17 protein-coding genes are annotated in these 17797 nt (G+C 41.1%); 10 read left to right on the top strand and 7 right to left on the bottom strand.

What is annotated here, in order from left to right; genetic code table 11:
* Position 1 precedes the first annotated feature (1 nt).
* The 3 genes from DACET_RS08015 to DACET_RS08005 are packed head-to-tail and all read left to right on the top strand — an operon-like array spanning position 2 to position 3153.
* The gene (locus tag DACET_RS08015) at positions 2-1627 is read left to right on the top strand and encodes a nucleoside-triphosphatase (protein ID WP_013010878.1); all 1626 of its coding nucleotides are present in this window, start codon (positions 2-4) and stop codon (positions 1625-1627) included.
* Positions 1611-2375, top strand: a complete 765-nt coding sequence (locus DACET_RS08010; RefSeq protein ID WP_013010877.1) for an energy transducer TonB — start codon at positions 1611-1613, stop codon at positions 2373-2375. The genes DACET_RS08015 and DACET_RS08010 overlap by 17 nt, the downstream gene beginning before the upstream one ends.
* 13 nt (positions 2376-2388) lie before the next feature.
* Positions 2389-3153 carry a class I SAM-dependent methyltransferase gene (locus DACET_RS08005; protein WP_013010876.1) on the top strand — a complete coding sequence of 255 codons (765 nt, stop codon included), beginning with the start codon at positions 2389-2391 and terminating at the stop codon, positions 3151-3153.
* An 89-nt stretch (positions 3154-3242) separates the two neighbouring features.
* Here DACET_RS08005 and DACET_RS16280 read toward each other — a convergent pair whose 3' ends face one another.
* From DACET_RS16280 to DACET_RS07995, 3 genes are read right to left on the bottom strand one after another with little or no spacing between them, the layout of a single operon-like run.
* Positions 3243-3413: a hypothetical protein gene (locus DACET_RS16280; RefSeq protein WP_169304207.1), complete on the bottom strand. Its 171-nt coding sequence runs from the start codon at positions 3411-3413 to the stop codon at positions 3243-3245.
* A 1-nt stretch (position 3414) separates the two neighbouring features.
* Positions 3415-4629: an IS256 family transposase gene (locus DACET_RS08000; RefSeq protein ID WP_013010875.1), complete on the bottom strand. Its 1215-nt coding sequence runs from the start codon at positions 4627-4629 to the stop codon at positions 3415-3417.
* 46 nt (positions 4630-4675) lie between these two features.
* A complete protein-coding gene (locus tag DACET_RS07995; RefSeq protein WP_041229943.1) occupies positions 4676-6424 on the bottom strand; it encodes a methyl-accepting chemotaxis protein in 1749 nt (582 codons plus the stop codon).
* Positions 6425-6886: 462 nt separating this feature from the next.
* On the opposite strand from DACET_RS07995, the gene DACET_RS07990 reads away from it, so the two are divergent.
* From DACET_RS07990 to DACET_RS07960, 7 genes are read left to right on the top strand one after another with little or no spacing between them, the layout of a single operon-like run.
* Complete coding sequence (locus DACET_RS07990; RefSeq protein ID WP_013010874.1) at positions 6887-7900, top strand: [citrate (pro-3S)-lyase] ligase; 1014 nt, start codon at positions 6887-6889, stop codon at positions 7898-7900.
* Positions 7900-8169: a citrate lyase acyl carrier protein gene (gene citD / locus DACET_RS07985; protein WP_013010873.1), complete on the top strand. Its 270-nt coding sequence runs from the start codon at positions 7900-7902 to the stop codon at positions 8167-8169. Before DACET_RS07990 ends, citD begins: the two co-directional genes overlap by 1 nt.
* Positions 8166-8636 (top strand): PPC domain-containing DNA-binding protein, encoded by a 471-nt coding sequence (locus DACET_RS07980; RefSeq protein WP_013010872.1) that lies wholly within the window; start codon positions 8166-8168, stop codon positions 8634-8636. The genes citD and DACET_RS07980 overlap by 4 nt, the downstream gene beginning before the upstream one ends.
* On the top strand, positions 8636-9562 hold the full coding sequence (locus DACET_RS07975; RefSeq protein ID WP_013010871.1) for an HpcH/HpaI aldolase/citrate lyase family protein: 927 nt from the start codon (positions 8636-8638) through the stop codon (positions 9560-9562). The genes DACET_RS07980 and DACET_RS07975 overlap by 1 nt, the downstream gene beginning before the upstream one ends.
* A complete protein-coding gene (gene citF, locus DACET_RS07970) occupies positions 9549-11087 on the top strand; it encodes a citrate lyase subunit alpha (protein WP_013010870.1) in 1539 nt (512 codons plus the stop codon). Before DACET_RS07975 ends, citF begins: the two co-directional genes overlap by 14 nt.
* Entirely contained in the window at positions 11062-11553 is a 492-nt protein-coding gene (citX, locus tag DACET_RS15555; protein ID WP_013010869.1) for a citrate lyase holo-[acyl-carrier protein] synthase, read from the top strand. Before citF ends, citX begins: the two co-directional genes overlap by 26 nt.
* The gene (locus DACET_RS07960; RefSeq protein ID WP_013010868.1) at positions 11504-12331 is read left to right on the top strand and encodes a triphosphoribosyl-dephospho-CoA synthase; all 828 of its coding nucleotides are present in this window, start codon (positions 11504-11506) and stop codon (positions 12329-12331) included. Before citX ends, DACET_RS07960 begins: the two co-directional genes overlap by 50 nt.
* A 210-nt stretch (positions 12332-12541) precedes the next feature.
* Here DACET_RS07960 and DACET_RS07955 read toward each other — a convergent pair whose 3' ends face one another.
* From DACET_RS07955 to DACET_RS15545, 4 genes are all read right to left on the bottom strand, one after another.
* Complete coding sequence (locus DACET_RS07955; protein ID WP_013010867.1) at positions 12542-13201, bottom strand: response regulator; 660 nt, start codon at positions 13199-13201, stop codon at positions 12542-12544.
* Between the two features lie 13 nt (positions 13202-13214).
* Positions 13215-14663, bottom strand: coding sequence for a PAS domain-containing sensor histidine kinase (locus DACET_RS15550; RefSeq protein WP_013010866.1), 1449 nt, complete (start codon positions 14661-14663; stop codon positions 13215-13217).
* Between the two features lie 194 nt (positions 14664-14857).
* Positions 14858-16717: a methyl-accepting chemotaxis protein gene (locus DACET_RS07945; protein WP_013010865.1), complete on the bottom strand. Its 1860-nt coding sequence runs from the start codon at positions 16715-16717 to the stop codon at positions 14858-14860.
* 375 nt (positions 16718-17092) lie between these two features.
* The gene (locus DACET_RS15545; protein WP_013010864.1) at positions 17093-17746 is read right to left on the bottom strand and encodes a cytochrome c3 family protein; all 654 of its coding nucleotides are present in this window, start codon (positions 17744-17746) and stop codon (positions 17093-17095) included.
* Positions 17747-17797: the final 51 nt, after the last annotated feature.

The following is a 17797-nucleotide window of genomic DNA, read 5'->3' as shown; positions in this document are numbered from 1 at the left end:
TATGACAAAAGATAAAACGACTCTGCAAAACAAATGGGAAAGAGGAGCGGTTGCCGGAGGTGTCTGGGGCACCTCTGAGCTTCTGCTCGGGTCTCTGCTGCATAACCTGAAAGTACCCATGAAGGGATACATAATGGCAAGCATTGGTATTGCACTACTTTCGGGAATTAATGCCAGATGGAGAGAACAGGGGCTTTTCTGGCGGGCAGGGCTGACAGCTGCAATACTTAAATTCTTTTCCCCTAGTCACAAGATTATAAATCCAGCTATATCTATATCTTTTGAAGGCTGTCTGATGGAAGCCGGGCAGAAGATTCTGGGGAGTAATGTTTTTGGCTTTGCTCTGGGCGGTTCTCTGGCGCTGCTGTACACTCTTGTTCATAAATTCATACGTATGCTTATGATGTATGGAGCAAATATATATATATTGTATGCGACATTTATTGAGGAAACAGCAGGGGTTACAGGGCTGAAAAGCCTCACTCCTGTTGCCGGTATTATGATCATTGCATCAGTTTATGCTGTGTGGGGTTGCATTGTTGCTGTTGCGGGATATAACGTAGGAAGGTCTATCGAGAATAAGCCGGCTCATATGCTTTATATCAAAGAAATTCCCGTTGCCCCACAGGTTCAGTCAGAGCCTGCCATGGGTTCTTCCCCTGAACCATCTTTTCCATGGATGGCAGCGAATCTGATATGTGTGATTATGACTTTTATCTTTTTGTCGGAAAACAGTGTCGTGATACCTATGATGCTGATATTCAGTGTATATACAGCAGTGCGTTACCGCAATATGCTTAAGAAATTTCTTAAGCTGAAGTTCTGGCTTCCTATCATTGTGATATCTTTTCTGTCAGGTGTTTTTATATATGCTGCTGACGGGAATGGCGTGTTATCAGTTGTTGCGATATCCGGAGGAGTAAGGATGGTGTTTAGAGCATATTTTATGGCTTTATTCATCACAGGGATAACATTTGAAATCACCCATCCGGTTATCAGGAACTTTATTCAGAAGAGATACGGGGACACAATAAAGACTGCCCTTCAAACAGCAGGTATTACAAGAAATGCTGTTGAACCAATCTTCGCAGGGAGAGGCGCCATGAAAAATCCCGTGAGAACTTTCCGTTCCCTTGTTACAACCGCACACTCTGTGGCTGAGAAGCAATTTGCAAATGTGATAATTGTCACGGGTGGGGTTAATTCCGGTAAAACTACATTTATGCTGAAAGAGGCTGAAAGGCTTTCGTTTCTGGGTGTTTGCGGTTTCTGTGCCTTCGCGCATCAGTTGGAGCCTGTGAAGGACAAATATTATATCAGGAATCTCCGCAGCAATGGAACTGAGCTGTTTTGCCAGAGAGACAGGACGGGTAAGTTTATTTTTTCGGAAACAGCACTTCAGTATGGCATTGAAACTGTCAGAAGAGATATGAAAGACAGTAAATATGTTTTTATAGATGAAGCAGGAAAGCTGGAGCTTAAGGGAGAAGGGTGGTTCTCTCTTATTAAAGAAGTTATGAAGACTGACCTTACTGTAGTCATTAGCGTAAGGGATATTTTTTTGCATGATTTTGTCAGTAAATTCGGCATTATCAGACCGGCGGTTATTAATGTTGAAAAAATATGAAGAATATAAAATATTTTACGTTACAGTGGTTCTGTCGATTGCTTTGCATATAATGATTGCGTACCGTCTTGATCTGAACGATAAGACAGTTTATGCGAAGCTCACCCCCGCTGCTTTTTCTGATGTAACTGTTCGGTATGTAAAAAAACGTCCGGTTCCTATAACTGCAAAAGCCCCCGAAGAAACAAAGCCGTTGATGAAGGTTAAACCCGTTATCAAAAAGGAGATAACAAAAGCAAAGGTTGCGAAAAAAAAGCCTGTGGAAAAAGTTAAAGCTTTGGAAGCTCCGGTTTTCAAAGAAATTGCTGAACCTGAGCCTCAGGTTGAGTTAACCGCATATGAACAGGTTAAGTCTTTGCCGGAAGTTACTCCGGAGAGTGAGACATTTACACAGGAAGCCCCTCTGGTTGAAGAAGTGGTTCCTGATGCTGTGCCTGCGCCTATTGATACATCAAATTTAGTTTCATATGAGAAACTTGATAAGATAAGACATAAGATAAAAAATAACCTGAGCTACCCCTCTGCGGCAAGAAGAATGGGCTGGACAGGCGTTGTGAAAGTCGAGATATGCCTTTCTCCCGTTGGTCAGCTTAAAAACATTACTATACTGGACTCTTCGGGGTATAAAGCGCTGGATAAAATTGTACTTAAATCAATAAACAAATCTGCCCCCTTTAATGTTAGCTTCAATAAAGATATAATTATCAGTCTGCCCGTAAGCTTTACTATAAACGGTGCAGAAATATAGCAGGAGATTACCGATGCTGAGACAGAAAACAACTAAATTTAATATGGCGGAAAAGTGGAATAAAAGAGCTGCTACTTATCCCAGATTTAAAGATGAGACCACTGGGTTTGAAGATAGCGTAATTGAAATGATTCAGGAGAAAGGTGTTCCGCTGAAAGGGAAGACGATTCTTGATATAGGCTGTGGTACAGGGCGCTATACTCTGCGTCTGGCTAAAATAGCTAAGGATGTCACCGGTACAGACATATCAGAAGACATGCTCGCTATAATGGACGCTGATGCCAGAGACGAAGGGTTGTCTAATCTTAAAAGTATCAGAGTGAACTGGAAAGAGTATACGACTGATGAAAGATGGGATGTGACATTCTGCACAATAACCCCTGCGGTTAAAACTCCGGAAGATTTTGCTAAAATGGTTGATTATGCATTAGAAAATGTGGTCTTTCTCGGTTGGCACGGACGTGTTGAGCCTGAAATGGTTATGAATGTGTATGCAAAATTCGGTATTGCCCCCATGAAGCTTGATTTTGCTGATAGCTTTATCAAGTGGCTGGATGAGAATAAGCTTAATTATACCCATACACCAATGACTGATGAGTGGGAAAGGCACAGAAGCATTGAGGAAATGGTCGAAAAACTTGCTGATGAGATCAGAGAATACAACGTTGAACCGGACAATGCTGTGATAAGAGCAGAGCTTGAAAAGTATTCTGAAGATGGTGTTAATCTCGCTTATGCTACAATAGTTAATCTTGGTCTGATAATAGTAAAAAAATGAGCCTTCATTGGCTAAGGCTGATCAGTTAACCTTTTAGAAAGCAGGTTAACTGATCTATCTTCGGTATTGCCCTTAAGAAAATCAAGGTGTTAAGCAATCTTAAATATGCTGACAGTTTCTTTCAGAGTATCAGAAAGCCGGCTGAGATTTTTTGAAATATCCATAAGTTCATTAAGCTGCTGTTCTGTTGTTTGTGAAGCGTTAGATATATGAGAGACGCTGTTGCTGATTTCTGTGGTGGTTGCTGCCGAGCGTGTCATATTAACTGTGTAAAGTCGTAATTCTGTCTTCATAGTTGATATATAGCTGTGAGTATATTACACCCCAATCCCTGATTGGCATAGTCCATTTCTTTTCGATACCTAAAATAGCTAAATATAAGAGCTTTACAAGGGATTCTTCCGTCGGAAAGGCTCCTTTTCCTTTGGTTGATTTCCTGATGGCAGAATGGAAGCTCTCAACCGGATTCGTGGTATAAATCAGCTTCCTGAGCTCCTTGGAATATTTGAAATACGTAGAAAGCTCAGTCCAGTTGTTCCGCCATGATTTCGAGATGTTAGGATATTTGCTGTCCCACTTCTCAGCAAAGGCATCCAGCTCAGCTCTGGCTTGTTCCTCGGTCGCTGCGGCATAGATTTTCTTGAGGTCAGCAGCCACAGTCTTACGCTCCTTCCAGGGCACAAAGCGGAGAGAGTTGCGTATCTGATGGACTACGCATTTCTGAATCTCAGACTGTGGAAAAGCGGCTGTTATAGCTTCTGAGATGCCCTTGAGGTTGTCTACGGCAAAGATAAGAATATCCTGTACTCCACGGTTCTTTAGCTCGTTCATAACTGTCAGCCAGTATTTAGCGGATTCTGTCTCGGCAAGATACAGCCCCAGACAGGATTTATGACCTTCCATGCTGATGCCGATCACAAAGTAGATAGTGACGTTGCGAACAGCTCCGTCCACACGCATCTTTAAAACCATGCCGTCCATAAAGACGATGGCGTATATCTCTTCCAAGGCTCTGTTCTGCCATTCTTTAGCCTGTGGGAGAATCTTGGCTGTAATAACGCTGACTGTCTCCGGCGATAGCTCATGACCGTAGATATCAAAGATGTGCTCTTTGATGTCACGGTTACTCATACCCCTGGCATACATGGAAATTACTTTAGCTTCAATGCCTGATATATCTGTCTGGCGTTTCTTGACTATTTCAGGCGAAAAGGTTGATAGGCGATCACGGGGTACTTCGAGTTCCATTTCGCCCATTTGTGATTGTACTTTCTTGGAAGAACGACCGTTACGGCTGTTGCCGTCACTTACGTTCGGTTCATGTTTCTTATAGCCTAAATGAGCTTCAAGCTCACCTTCGTAGAGCGTTTCTATGACTTCTTTCATCATGTCACGCATAAACACCTGAAGGTCTTCTGTGGTCTTTACATCGCTTTCAGCAAGCAGATCTTTCAGTTTGTCCTTGTTGAATTTCATCATAAACCTCGCATGTTAGTTTAACACATACGACGTTTACACACTTTTATTTACACGCTCTTGCTGCCTGTTGTTCTGATGCTGTTGCCATTTGTGTTACCATGTCTAATGTCACAGTGGCAACATCTATGATCATATCAAGTTTATCATTAGATATTTGAGCAATTTCTTTACCTCTTTGAACTGTATCAACACCGCTTTTTATACTGGTGCTGACATTTTCTGACTCAGCTTGTATTTCATCAACCATTTTTGATATTTCGCTTGTGGCTGTTTGTGTTCTTTCAGCAAGTTTACGTACTTCGTCTGCCACAACTGCAAACCCTCTTCCGTGTTCTCCTGCTCTAGCTGCTTCTATGGCGGCATTGAGGGCAAGCAAGTTGGTTTGGTCTGCTATGTCATTTATAACTATAGTTATATCATTGATCTGAGTTACGGAAGAGGTCATTCTTGCAATGACATCTGCTGATTCTTTGACAAAAGAATTGATCTGTTCCATCATTTTTACAGTATCATTGACTGCCTGTTTGCCTTCTTTGGCATTTTCTTTTGTTTCTTCTGCTTGTGATGCTGCGGTGTTTGCATTTTCACTCACCTGCAATACTGTTGTATTCATTTCTTCTATTGCTCCGGCAAGGCCTAGTATGTCCTGTGCCTGTTTATGCAGTTCAGATGCCATGACTTCTATTGTATGGTTGATGTTTTCGCTTTCATTTGCAGCATCAGCGGAAAGGCTTACAACACTTTTGAGGCTTTCTGAAAGTTTCTGGATAAATTTGTTGAAATAGTGCCCAGCCTGATTCAGTTCATCTTTACCACCTGCTTCAAGTTTTTTGGTAAGGTCTCCTTCTCCTTCAGAAATGTCAGCCAGCATTATTACAAGCTTATCAAGTGGTTTAAACCCATAAATAAGGAAAGCCATTAGGAGACATGCACTTAGAACCATCAGGAATATACTTGTAATAATAATAGTTAAAGTCTGGCTTTTAATTGGCTGGACTATTTCGTTTTTATCAATTGTGATTGCGCATATCCAGCCATTGGCGGGAACCACATAGTAATATAGCATTTTCTGTATGCCGTTAAAATTATACTCATATGTTCCGCTGTCAGATTTTTCTACCAGTTCTTTAAACCCAGGCATTTTATCAAATGCATTTGCTTTCATTATCAAAGATTTATTAGGGTTGGCTATCATTGTGCCGTCTTTGTATATAATAAAGCTGTAGCCTGATTTACCAATTTTTGTTTCAACAGCTTTGATAAGAGGCTTTAGTTCTAAAGTGGTGCTTATTGCACCTGAAAACCTGTTGTCTGTAAAAAGAGGTGAATTAAGCACAAGTGCTTCTGTTTTATACTGAGAATGAATAAAAGGGGCAGACAGCCCGGTTTTTTCTGTATTTTTTAGATCTACATACCAGTCGCGCGTATGCGGGTTCCAGTCTGATGGAGGAACCCAGCCTTCGGACTGGACAACTTTGTTTGTCCCCTCAAAAACAACAAGAAATGATTTGAAGTCAAACTGGTTATTAAATGGAATAATCCTGTCAGAAATTTCATCCTTTGATATGGTATTTTCTGATAAGCCTTTTGCCATTGCTTCAAGAACAGTTACGTGGCTGTTAACCCATGTATTGATACTTTTTGAAAGATAATATGCTTCTTTTTTAAGGTGTTCTTGAGTCATATTAAGCTGCTGCCCATATGACTTCGTAGTTGTTTGTGTAAGGATGATAATTACAGTAATTATCATTACCGCCACAGCAGCAAATATTATTTTAGTTTTAAGTTTCAAAGAAGCCTCCGCACAGTTTAATACAATTCTGTATATAATAATGACATCCAAAACATTGATTACTTATCTCTCCGCAAAATGTATGAAAATTATATTGAAATAAGGTGGCAAAACAAGGACCAGATTTGAATAAAGCTCAGGGCTAGTTTTTATGTTATAAGGTAATTTTTATTAATATGGAGACATAGAAAAAGTAAAATAAGTATATTTTCTTTAAATTAAGTAGTTCTCTGTATCAACTTGTTTTATATTTTGATGTGTGAAACGTTAAACTTTCATATATGTATTAGATAATCATATTTCTAATATCCTGATAATAAATCCTTTTTTGTTCTGTATTAGTCAACACACTTTTATATCCTGCGTGGTTAAAAGAGAGTTTAAAAGAATGCTTGTAATTAGTTTTTCTTGATATATCATACGTTTAGAAAGTATCGAAACTTTAATGTTTTTGAGGAAAAAATGGTTGAGCAACTTCTGACGGATAGAGATATCTTAATGGTCAGAGAGCTTTTGGCTTCATACAATTTGCAGTACGACGACCATTACGATGTAGTAATGGGCATCCATGATTCTAAAGGGAAACTTATAGCTACTGGTGCGAGGGATGGCTACATTTTAAAAATGATAGCTGTTTCTCAGGACAGTCAGGCTTCGGAAATATACTCAGAACTTATTACTTCGCTTGTTGCTAATGGTTTTGAGGCTGGTCATGAGTCATTTCTTATCTTTACAAAACCCGAATTATATCACGCTTTTACAGCACTTAATTTTCATTTACTGAGTGTAACATCTAAGGTTGCTCTGCTGGAATACGGCAGTGGTATCAAGGATTATCTGCGTAAATATAAAAGCTGTGTCAGGAAAGGTGACAATGGAGCAGTGATAATGAACTGCAATCCTTTCACCAAAGGGCATCAGTATCTTGTGGAACAGGCGGCAGCAAAGTGTGATCACCTGTATGTGTTTGTTGTGGAAGAAGATTCATCTTCGTTCCCTTTCCGTGTGCGTTACAGGCTTGTGGAAAAAGGGGTGGCACATCTGGACAATGTAACAGTGCTGCCTACTGGGTATTACGCTGTGAGCCGCGGAACATTCCCTTCATATTTTATAGATGCAGAAACAGATGTCAGCCTTCACCAGCTTGAGACTGATCTTAATATTTTTGTTAAATATATCGCTCCTTTCTTTAATATTACAACCCGTTTTGCAGGAACAGAGCCTTATTGCAAAATAACGGGGGCGTATAACAGCGGAATGCGTAGTATACTCCCCTTAAGTGGTATAAGCTTTGAAGAGATTGAGAGACTTAAAACCGGATGTGATGCTATAAGTGCATCAAAGGTGCGTCGGCTTCTTATAGAAGGTCGAGCACAGGAGGCAGTTAACTATCTGCCCCCTTCAACGATGGAATATATAAATTCTGACGAATTTAATAATGAAATAAATACTTCTCAAATGTCAGGGAGGCATTGATGAAAATAATGAAGAAAGCTCAGGCGGGAACCATGCAGTCAAGCGACTTAATGGTTTTTGTAGAGCCGGCTGAAGAATTACTGATAGACATCGAGTCAACTGTTGCTAAGCAGTTTGAGCACCTTATAAGAGCCAAGGCTCAGGACACTCTGAAAGGACTTGATGTTGAAAATGGCCATATAAGGATAAACGACAGAGGCGCTCTTGATTATGCTATTGAAGCAAGGCTTAAGACGGCGGTTCAGCGTTCGGCAGGAGTTGCAAAATGAAAGGAGCATGGTTTAAAAGCTGCGAAAACGGCAGACGTTTCATCCTAAAGATATCTCAGGGTGAAAATATCCATGAGTCGCTTAAGAACTTTGCGAAAGAGGCTGATGTCAAAAATGCTATGCTTGTTTCAGCTGTAGGTTCTGTTACAGACGTTAGATTCCGCGGGATTAAAACCGGAGCAACGCTTCCTCTGACCAATGCCAGAATGACTATCCATCAGATGGCTGGTCCTTTGGAGCTTTTGGGGCTTTCAGGCAACATCTTTCCTGATGAAAATGATGAAGCTGACGTCCACCTTCATACCATGGTGTCCAAGGCTTCCGGTGAAGTTTTCGGAGGACATCTTTTCGATGCAAAAGTTTTTGCTTCATGTGAGCTTGTAGTGACAGAGATAATTGTTTCCGGTATTGAGAGACATCTTTCAAAATCTGCCGGGACAACAACAATTTTTATTGAGGATAAGTAATGAATAAAGAAGAGGTAAAGCTGAGACGCTCGTTTCTTTATGTACCGGGCAATATGCCGTCCATGATTCAGAATGTTCCTATTTTTACTTGTGACGGGGTTTTTATCGACCTTGAAGATGCTGTCCCCCTGAGTGAAAAAGATGCGGCAAGGGAACTGGTTACTAAGTTTATTGAAACATATAAAGATAGAAATAAAGAAGTTTTCGTAAGAATAAATGCGCTGGATACAGAGTGGGGGTATGATGACCTTGTGAAGGTACTTCCGGCAAAACCTGACGGAATAAGACTTCCTAAAGCGGATACTCCCGAGATAGTGGAAAGGCTTGATACACTCCTTACAGAGTTCGAGGAAGAACTTAAGCTTGAGATCGGAACATTCAAAATCATTCCGTCCATTGAGAGTGCCCAGGGGGTTATCAACTGTATCAAAACAGCAAGATGCTCTGATCGTGTTATTGCTCTTGCTTTTGGTGCGGAGGATTACACTGCAAGTATGGAGATAGAGCGAACTAAAAGCGGTGAAGAACTCTTCCACGCGAGAACAAGGGTTATATGGGCTGCAAAAGCAGCGGGTATACAGGCGCTGGATACTATCTTTGCCGATGTTTCAGACATGGAGAGCTTCGCTAAAGAAGTACGTCTTATCAAAACTCTTGGTTTTTCCGGTAAGTCACTAATTAACCCGAGACAGATAGAGCTTATCCACGAGATATTTGCACCTACAGCAGAGGAGATCGATTACGCAAAACAGGTTGTTGAGGCGATCATTAAGGCAAGGGCAATGGGGACAGGTGTTATATCCCTGAACGGAAAAATGGTAGATGCTCCTGTTGTTAAAAGAGCAACAAGAGTTATCAAAAGCGCCATTTCTCAGGGGCTGATCGAATATGAACTGGATGATGAGGTGATTTATGGCTCGAAATAGTCTGGGCAGGGAGATTCCTGACAGCTTTAATGGAAAAAAATGCATACCATACAAAGACCCGTTTTCAATAAAGCCTGAAGGCGATAGAGCGAGCAGACCTGTCCGCAGAGTTAACCCCGGGCAGAGCAAGATACTCGACGGCATAAGAGAGGCTATCATCGCCAGCGGTTTAAAAGACGGCATGACAATAGCCACCCACCACCACCTCAGAAATGGTGATGCCCTGCTTAATACTGTTGTCAAAGAGATTGATGCTCTGGGCATCAGAGATATAAAGATAGCTTCAAGCTCAATACACCCTGTGCATGCCGAGCTTATCCCATATATTAATAAAGGCGTGATAAGCGCTTTTGAGTGCGGTGTTAACGGTCTGATAGGTGAACTCGCTTCAAAGGGTGAGATCAGGTGTCCGATAACTGTCCGCACACACGGCGGGCGAGCACGCTCTATGGTTACAGGTGAAGTCGTTGTGGATGTTGCGTTTATCGCTGCACCCATTTGCGACATATACGGAAATATGAATGGGTATTACGGTCCTTCCGCCTGTGGCAGTCTTGGGTATGCACATCTGGATGCAGAATACGCAAGAACTGTTGTGGCTGTAACAGATAACCTTCAGCATTACCCAGTGTCACCTGTGTCTATATCTCAGACAAACGTTGATTATGTTGTTGAGGTTGCGAATCTCGGAGACCCTTCAAAGATCGTTTCTACCACAACAAGGATAACAAAAGACCCGATAGGACTTTTGATAGCAAAATATGCAGCAGAAGTCATCGACTGCGCCGGTTTGATGAAAGACGGATTTTCATTTCAGACGGGCAGCGGGGGGACATCCCTTGCCGTTGCTGAAAATGTCCGTAAAAAGATGCTTCAGTATGGTATAAAAGGGAGTTTTGGTTCTGGCGGTATTACAAGTTATTTTGTAAAAATGCTCAACGAAGGTCTTTTTCAGACGCTTTTTGATGTTCAGTGTTTTGACCTTGATGCTGTAGAGTCCATAGGCTCACACCTGAATCATCAGGAGATCAGTGCCGATATGTATGCAAACCCTTTTAACAGCGGGTGTGTTGTAAACATGCTGGATGCTGTTATACTCGGCGCTACAGAAGTTGACGTTGATTTTAATGTTAACGTGAACACCGAGTCAAACGGCTATCTTCTGCATAATACAGGCGGACACAGCGACACAGCAGCCGGAGCGAAACTTTCTATCATTACAGCACCTTCTATAAGGGGGCGTCTGCCAATTATCAGAGACAACGTAACGACAGTTACAACCCCTGGGGAGACTGTGGATGTTATCGTCTGTGAACGTGGTATCGCTGTTAATGATAAACATGAAGATCTGAAAAAAGAACTTCTGAAGAGGAAACTGCCAGTGAAAGATATCCGCCAGCTTCAAAGCGAAATCATAAACATAACAGGGGAACCAAAACCGCTTGAGTTTGAAGATGATGTGATAGCCGTTGTGGAATACAGAGACGGAACAATAGTGGATGCAGTTAGAAGAGTTAAAGAATAAACTTCTGCTGGCCAGAGACAGCAGAGAGCAGCATCTTTCAGAATATTTACGAACCTGTTCTGGCTCGGTGGTTATGATTTCTTTGAATATACCGGGGCAGGATAAGAAGCCGGCGGGGGTGTTGGAGATTTTCCAGCATGCCTGTGAAACTGTCCATGAAAAACTTTCTGCGGTTGACTGTGTATCTGTTGAAGATGAAGCGGGATATTACGCAATACTGATGTGCTCAAAAGATACGGAGAAAACAAAGCGCATTGCAGTGGAGATAGAAGAATCATCCAAAGCTGCAAGACTGCTTGATATAGACGTATATAATGCAAACGGGGAGCAGGCGGACAGGAAAAGTCTTGGTTTGCCCCCCCGTCAATGTCTGGTTTGCGGTCAGCCCGCAGCAGACTGTATGAGAAACAAGAGACATGACGCCAATACAATCATTAACGCAGCTGAAAAGCTCCTCAAAAAGTAAAGATGTAGAGAAAGTTATATCCGCACTGGTGGAAGGGGCTGTTAGAGAACTTGAACTCAGCCCGAAACCAGGACTTGTGGATGTGTTTGACCACGGCTCACACCCTGACCTGAGCTATAATATAATGGTGCGGTCAATAGGGCTTTTGGAACTGTACTTTGCGGAAATGGCTGGAGCTCTTCGTGTCGGTACAGATGTGTCTGAACTACGCAAGATAGCCATTAGAGCAGAAGAGAGGATGATGAGGGAGTGTGGAAGCAATACCCACAGAGGATATATTTTTCTGGGGGGAATACTGCTTATCTCTGCGCTGTGCTTTGACAACCTGCGTGAAGGGATAAAAGAGACATCTGCAATGTTTCTGGAGACTGTCCCCACAGCGACAAAGGGGAGCGGCGCCAGAGCTCAGTATAAAGTTAAGGGCATAATAGGGGAGTGCCTGCTGGGGCTTCCTGCTGTTTTTGATGAAGCAATCCCTGCTTATACAACAACAAGAGCGTCGGGGGAAGGGCACAGTACCTCTGCTTACTACGCCATGGGAATGCTGATGCAGATTGTTGAAGATACCACTGCACTTCACAGATGCGGAGAGGCTGGGCTTAATAAGCTGAAAAGAGACGGACTGAAGATAGAAGAGTGCGTAATGAGCGGAGGTGATGTACAGAAGCTCCTTCGCGGTCTTAATAAAGAGTTTGTTGAGATGAATCTCACGATGGGCGGGGTTGCGGACCTTATTGCGGTAACTTTTGCTGTTTGCAGAATAGGGCAGGAGTTTTAGGAAGCGGGCATACTATCATGCTATGTATACCCGCAAAACGTTGGAGAAAATCTTCTGAGGAAGATCATTTACCTCTGGGATGTATCGCAGGAGGATTTAATGAGAAGTTTCATTGTTCTTATGTGGTAATATTAAGCCTGTTGGGGGATTAAAACCATCAGCAGAATTACCGGAAACGATAGCTGTTATCTCCCTATAAAAGTTTGGGAATTATATTATTACGTCCTGATAATGTGCCCACTTTATGGCATACTGTGACAGCTCTGGTGCGCTTTTAAGCCCTAATTTATGCTTCATGCTCTCCCGGAAAGCGTCAATTGTTTTAACGCTCAGGTTCAGTTTTGTTGCTATCTGCTTTGTGGTGAACCCGTTTCCTATCATCTGGAAAACCTGAAATTCTCTATCTGTCAGAGCCTCAACAACATCTTTGTCTTCACAGTTTTTAACATTCATAGCTTTATTCAGAATGTATTCAGTCATTTTTTCGCTGAAGTAAATCTTACCTTTAATAATCTTACGCAGCGCTTCGATAATTACACTGGGCTTTTCACTCTTCATAACATAGCCGGAAGCACCTGCACGTACACACCTTTCAGCAAACACCATCTCTTCCCGCATAGAGAGTACTAATATGAATATGTTTGGGTAGCGGGCCTTTATTGCCTTAATGACCTCAAGTCCGTCCGATGTTGTCAGAGACAGGTCAACTATGATGATGTCTGGTTCAATGTTAAACAACTTCTGAAGCGCAACAGGGCCATCGTCCGCCGATCCGCAGACTTCCATGTCGGCTTCCTGATTTATAACCATCGCAAGCCCTTCACGTACTACTGCGTGATCGTCTATAATAAAAACTGAATAATTTTTCATTTTCCCGTTTCTCCTAGTCTACTTGGGTAAATACTTTAATAGTGGTTCCTTTACCTTGAGTTGAGCTGATGTCAATTGTCCCGCAAATAATTGATGCCCTGTATCTCATGCTGCGCATACCGAGTCCTGTCTGAGCTCCCGCCTCTTCTATAAATCCAATTCCATCGTCTTCTATAGTGAGCAGGAGATTATCATTTATAATTTTGAGCCTTATGGTGACCCGGGTGCATTTGCTGTGTTTGATAGCGTTCGAGACAGCCTCCTGAGCGATAAAGTAAAGATTATTTGATACCTCATAGTCAGGAACCTGAATGTCCTTACAGCAGTCATAATAGCATTTAACATTATAAATTGAAGATACGTTTGAGCATAGAGTTTCCAATGCTGTCATTAGCCCGTCAGGGTCTTCTGCAACAGGGCAGAGTCCGTTCAGTATGTCACGCATCATCTGTAAGGCTCTTTTAGAATAAGCTTCAATGTTCTCTGCTATAGGAAGTGTGTTTTCGTTTCCTGAAAGATTTCGCTGGAGAGCATTAGACATGTATGAAATTCCTGTCAGCATCTGTCCTAGACCGTCGTGTAGGTCATTCCCAATTTTTTTGCGTTCCTTTGTGGAAATTTCAAGCACTTCCCGTTCCAGCATCTTTTGCTCGGTGGTATTTCTTATTATCTGTACAATCCCTATAGTTTTTCCGCTACTGTTCTTGACAGGGTAGGTCATAATGTAGAATATCAGGTCATTTGCTCGTATTTCTCCTGCTTTTGGATGTGTTGTGTGAAGAGGATCACCCAGAGGGCAGCCTTTGCAGAACCCCTGAGCTTTATGGCATATTTCAAAACATCTTTTCCCTGCCAGTTCTTCCGGAGGTATTCCTGATATTTTTGAAACCATTTTATTTGCCCAGATAACACGCAGGTCGGTGTCGTAGTAAATGATGCAGTCGGTCATGACATCCATAATGAGAGCTTTTTCTCTTTCCACTTCCTGAAGTGTTTCGAAAATGTTTACTTGTTCTGTAATGTCAAGAATTATACCTACAGCCTTTTTAAACTGTCCGGCTTCGTCATATACTGCCCTGCCGCAGAGAACTACCGTTAGTGGCTGTCCCTGTTTTGTTTTCATCTTCCACGTAAGGTTCCTGACCACGCCTGTTCTTTTAAATATGGGAAAAACATAATCGTGTGTCTCGTGTCCTTCGCTGAGCAGGTCATAAAAAGTTAGTTGTAAAAGTTCTCCTTCTTCATAACCCAGAAGGGTTTCAAACCCTCTGTTGATGCCTACAATATTGCTTTTTGTGTCGAGTTCGATTTCACCCAGATGAGCATCATCCATCATACGTCTTTTAACAATGTCGGAGTTCATTATCTCGTTATATGCTCCCTTTACCATTGTGATTTCCTGCTTGAGAGAATCAATTACGGCGTAACATTCTTTAAGGGTTTTCGGGTATTTTGCAGGCATGTTTTTACCACTTTTGTTTTATTATTATAAAATATAGATGAATTACATGATTTATCAACTTAAACGGAGAGGGGGAAAAAAATGACAAAAAAAAGCCCCGCTCTATAAAAACTAAATATATTAGTATTATAGCTCGGGGCTTGTTGTTATTAGGTGAATCCGTTATGTAAATACGGTAGTTTTACCTATGTCTGTTAACTGGCTCTCATAACTCTTTCAATTATATTATTGATGCATTCAAAAAGAGAAGTGACACTAGCCATGATGTCGTCCCATCCTTTATAGTTACTGAGCGAACTGTTAAAAGCCCTATATCTTGACTCAAGTTCGTTGAGCTCCCTCTGGTCAAGTTTTGCTTTCATATCTTTGTAATGTGAGTTTTCAGCCATTGATCCAAGTGGGATATTTTGTTTCACATCGTTTCTGATTAATCTGTTGGCAATGGTGTTTGTGAGTTCGATTTTAAAATTGATGAAAGCCATTTTATTTTTATCCAGACTGAATTTATTAAGTTCAGATTCAGTTTGTTTCAGATAATCAAAGATATGGGCAGCAAAGACCTTCATTTGTTCTGTAACGTCTGACATGGCTTCAGCTCTTTCAGCAGACATTTTCGCAGCAGAAACAACCTGGGATGTGGAAGCAGACTGGATTTCAATAGACTTTGCAACTTTAGCAGTCGTATCGTTAAGGTCGCGCAGGGTACTGTTGATGCTTTCAAATTTTCTGTGGGTATTACTTATGCCCTCCATCTGGTTTGCTACAAGTGATATGACTTCCATGCTGTTTTCTTCTGCTTTATCAACTTTTGTCTGCATGATTTTGACAACTTTATTAATGTTTTCAGCGGAAACTTTAGTTTTCTCTGCAAGGGATCTGACTTCTCCGGCAACCACAGCAAAACCACGCCCTGCATCTCCGGCACGGGCAGCTTCGATTGCTGCGTTGAGCGCAAGCAGGTTTGTCTGTTCAGTGATGTCTTCAATAATACTCATCATAGATGTGACATCTTTTGAAGCGTTTAAAAGCTCAAGCATTTGTTCGTTCATGCTCTCTGCAAGTGTACTTACGTTTTTTGACTGTTCAACAGAGTCTTTAATAAGTATTTCCCCTTCGTTCGCAGTGGAGCAAAGTATGTCTGACATGCTGTAAAGCTCTTCCACATTGCCTTGAGTATCCTGAATTGAAATACTGAATTGCTCTCCGGAGTTTTCAAGTTCACCGGCAATTTTAAGATTTTCTTCTGATATATCTTTTGTGTAATTGTTATTAATTGTAATAGGCATGATTTGTTCGTAAACATTTGCTATGGAAGAAAATGTTTTGATTATATCTTTTTCGATCACAGCCATCAGTCCGTTATATCCATCTGAGATACTGCCTATTTCATCCGCTATATCATTATGTGACCTTGCTGTAAGGTCAAGATTTGCCTGTGCTGAATCTATGATGGAGCCGAGCTTTTTGACCTTTTTTACGACAACAAATTTTATAACCAGATAAACAAGACAGATTATTATGAAACCTATAAGGATGTTTGCGGTTATCATATAGTTTTTGATGCGTGTAATAGTGTTGATCTGACTAGTATCAAGCTCTACACTAGTATAGCCGGAAACATCTCCCACTTTCCAGTCTTCGTGACAGTCGATACAGCTTGCATCGTTTATTATGGGTGTGTGATAGACAACACTCTTAGTTTTCACTTCTTTGAATGGTTCCTTGTGTGTCTCGATTACAAGATGTGAGTCGTCATTGTTGGAGTTATAGACAACACTGCCGTCAGTGCGGTAAACAGAAAGAGCTATAAAACCGGGCATCGCCTTGACTTTAGCTATCATCTCTTTTACATAGTCCAATCCTCCTTCTGAAAGAGAATCTGTAACAAGATTGTACACAACGGAGTTAAGGTTCTTGACATTGACAGAGATGACATCGTCAAGCATGTGGCTTCTTCTGGCTTCCATATAAACTATTAATGAGATGTATAGAACAATGCAGGCTGCTATCAGAATGATAGATTTAAATTGGATGGAAAGATTTCTGAATTTCATTACTGACCCTCGCTATAAAAAACATAAATTGCTTACAATTTAGTTATAAATGATTTTGGTTCGAAATGGTAGTATTTCTGTAATGAATACTGAAAATTATAAAAAATTAGCATGTTAGTTAACATTAAGGGTACTTGTAGCTAGCCATGATCACTTTTTTATGTGCTAATAAGTATTTATTGTATTATCGTTCTATTGTGTTTTTGTAATATTTGATATGGGAGAGATTCATTAGTATATTTAACTTGTTGTTATACTGTTAGTGTATTAATAATAAACCAAAAGTTGTTACCAGATATTTGAATGAACCAAGAGTTAAGCAGGAAGGTTTTGCAGCGCTTCCTGCTTTTGTTCTGAAAATAATATGGTAGGCGGTTATTTGGCAGAAACTTTTTGCTGCCAATTGAAATCCCATTTGTGACATTTCTCAGAGCAATAGTCCTTGAAATCATCATGTACACTGTGACATTTTGTGCAGGCAAGGTTTGGAAAGTGTGACTCATGCGGATTTGTTTCGTATTCTGCATCCGCTGTGAGTTTTGATACTTCAGGATAGTCCCCGTGACATTCTTTGCATTTCGGCGCCATATTGTCAATTTCGTCATAGTCATATGTTGCGTGGCAGTCACCGCAGCTTAGTCCTGCATTTTTGTGTGAATTTGCCAGTTTACCAGTAGTGTAAAGAGATTGGAAACTTTTTACGCCAAATTCTGTTTCAATTACATAATCGTTTACAGAGTCAACTCTTATAAGTCCAGGTTCAGCTTCAATGTGACAAGAAAGACATGTTTCGCCAGATATATCACTAAAAGATATATGAACAGCATGAACTTTATTGCTCAATCTGACTTTCTTTCCTGTCTGGTGGCAGTCAAAGCAACCTTCAAAGACTTTTTTCGTTATATGTCCATCAGGGAGGATATCCTGAGGTGTTTCATGGCATTCACTGCATTTAAATCCTATTTCTCCGGCTGATACTGCGGCGAATGAAAATAGAAATACTGCTGCAATTGTTAATATATATTTCATCTTATTACCTTGTTTTTATAATGATTTTATTGCGGTCGCTTTTCAGGGCGA

It is taken from the genome of Denitrovibrio acetiphilus DSM 12809 (genome assembly GCF_000025725.1).
Taxonomy (GTDB): domain Bacteria; phylum Chrysiogenota; class Deferribacteres; order Deferribacterales; family Geovibrionaceae; genus Denitrovibrio; species Denitrovibrio acetiphilus.
The sequence above is the reverse complement of the archived record's forward strand: the minus strand, read 5'-3'. Positions and strand labels throughout refer to the sequence as shown.

Excerpts from the sequence above, each read along its gene's own strand:
- citX (WP_013010869.1), top strand. The coding sequence starts at position 11,062 with ATGCAGTTAGAAGAGTTAAAGAATAAACTTCTGCTGGCCAGAGACAGC.
- DACET_RS08000 (WP_013010875.1), bottom strand. The coding sequence starts at position 4,629 with ATGAAATTCAACAAGGACAAACTGAAAGATCTGCTTGCTGAAAGCGAT.
- DACET_RS08015 (WP_013010878.1), top strand. The coding sequence starts at position 2 with ATGACAAAAGATAAAACGACTCTGCAAAACAAATGGGAAAGAGGAGCG.
- citD (WP_013010873.1), top strand. The coding sequence starts at position 7,900 with ATGAAAATAATGAAGAAAGCTCAGGCGGGAACCATGCAGTCAAGCGAC.
- DACET_RS15545 (WP_013010864.1), bottom strand. The coding sequence starts at position 17,746 with ATGAAATATATATTAACAATTGCAGCAGTATTTCTATTTTCATTCGCC.
- DACET_RS07975 (WP_013010871.1), top strand. The coding sequence starts at position 8,636 with ATGAATAAAGAAGAGGTAAAGCTGAGACGCTCGTTTCTTTATGTACCG.
- citF (WP_013010870.1), top strand. The coding sequence starts at position 9,549 with ATGGCTCGAAATAGTCTGGGCAGGGAGATTCCTGACAGCTTTAATGGA.
- DACET_RS08010 (WP_013010877.1), top strand. The coding sequence starts at position 1,611 with ATGTTGAAAAAATATGAAGAATATAAAATATTTTACGTTACAGTGGTT.
- DACET_RS15550 (WP_013010866.1), bottom strand. The coding sequence starts at position 14,663 with ATGCCTGCAAAATACCCGAAAACCCTTAAAGAATGTTACGCCGTAATT.
- DACET_RS07955 (WP_013010867.1), bottom strand. The coding sequence starts at position 13,201 with ATGAAAAATTATTCAGTTTTTATTATAGACGATCACGCAGTAGTACGT.
- DACET_RS16280 (WP_169304207.1), bottom strand. The coding sequence starts at position 3,413 with ATGACACGCTCGGCAGCAACCACCACAGAAATCAGCAACAGCGTCTCT.
- DACET_RS07945 (WP_013010865.1), bottom strand. The coding sequence starts at position 16,717 with ATGAAATTCAGAAATCTTTCCATCCAATTTAAATCTATCATTCTGATA.
- DACET_RS07990 (WP_013010874.1), top strand. The coding sequence starts at position 6,887 with ATGGTTGAGCAACTTCTGACGGATAGAGATATCTTAATGGTCAGAGAG.
- DACET_RS07980 (WP_013010872.1), top strand. The coding sequence starts at position 8,166 with ATGAAAGGAGCATGGTTTAAAAGCTGCGAAAACGGCAGACGTTTCATC.
- DACET_RS07960 (WP_013010868.1), top strand. The coding sequence starts at position 11,504 with ATGACGCCAATACAATCATTAACGCAGCTGAAAAGCTCCTCAAAAAGT.
- DACET_RS08005 (WP_013010876.1), top strand. The coding sequence starts at position 2,389 with ATGCTGAGACAGAAAACAACTAAATTTAATATGGCGGAAAAGTGGAAT.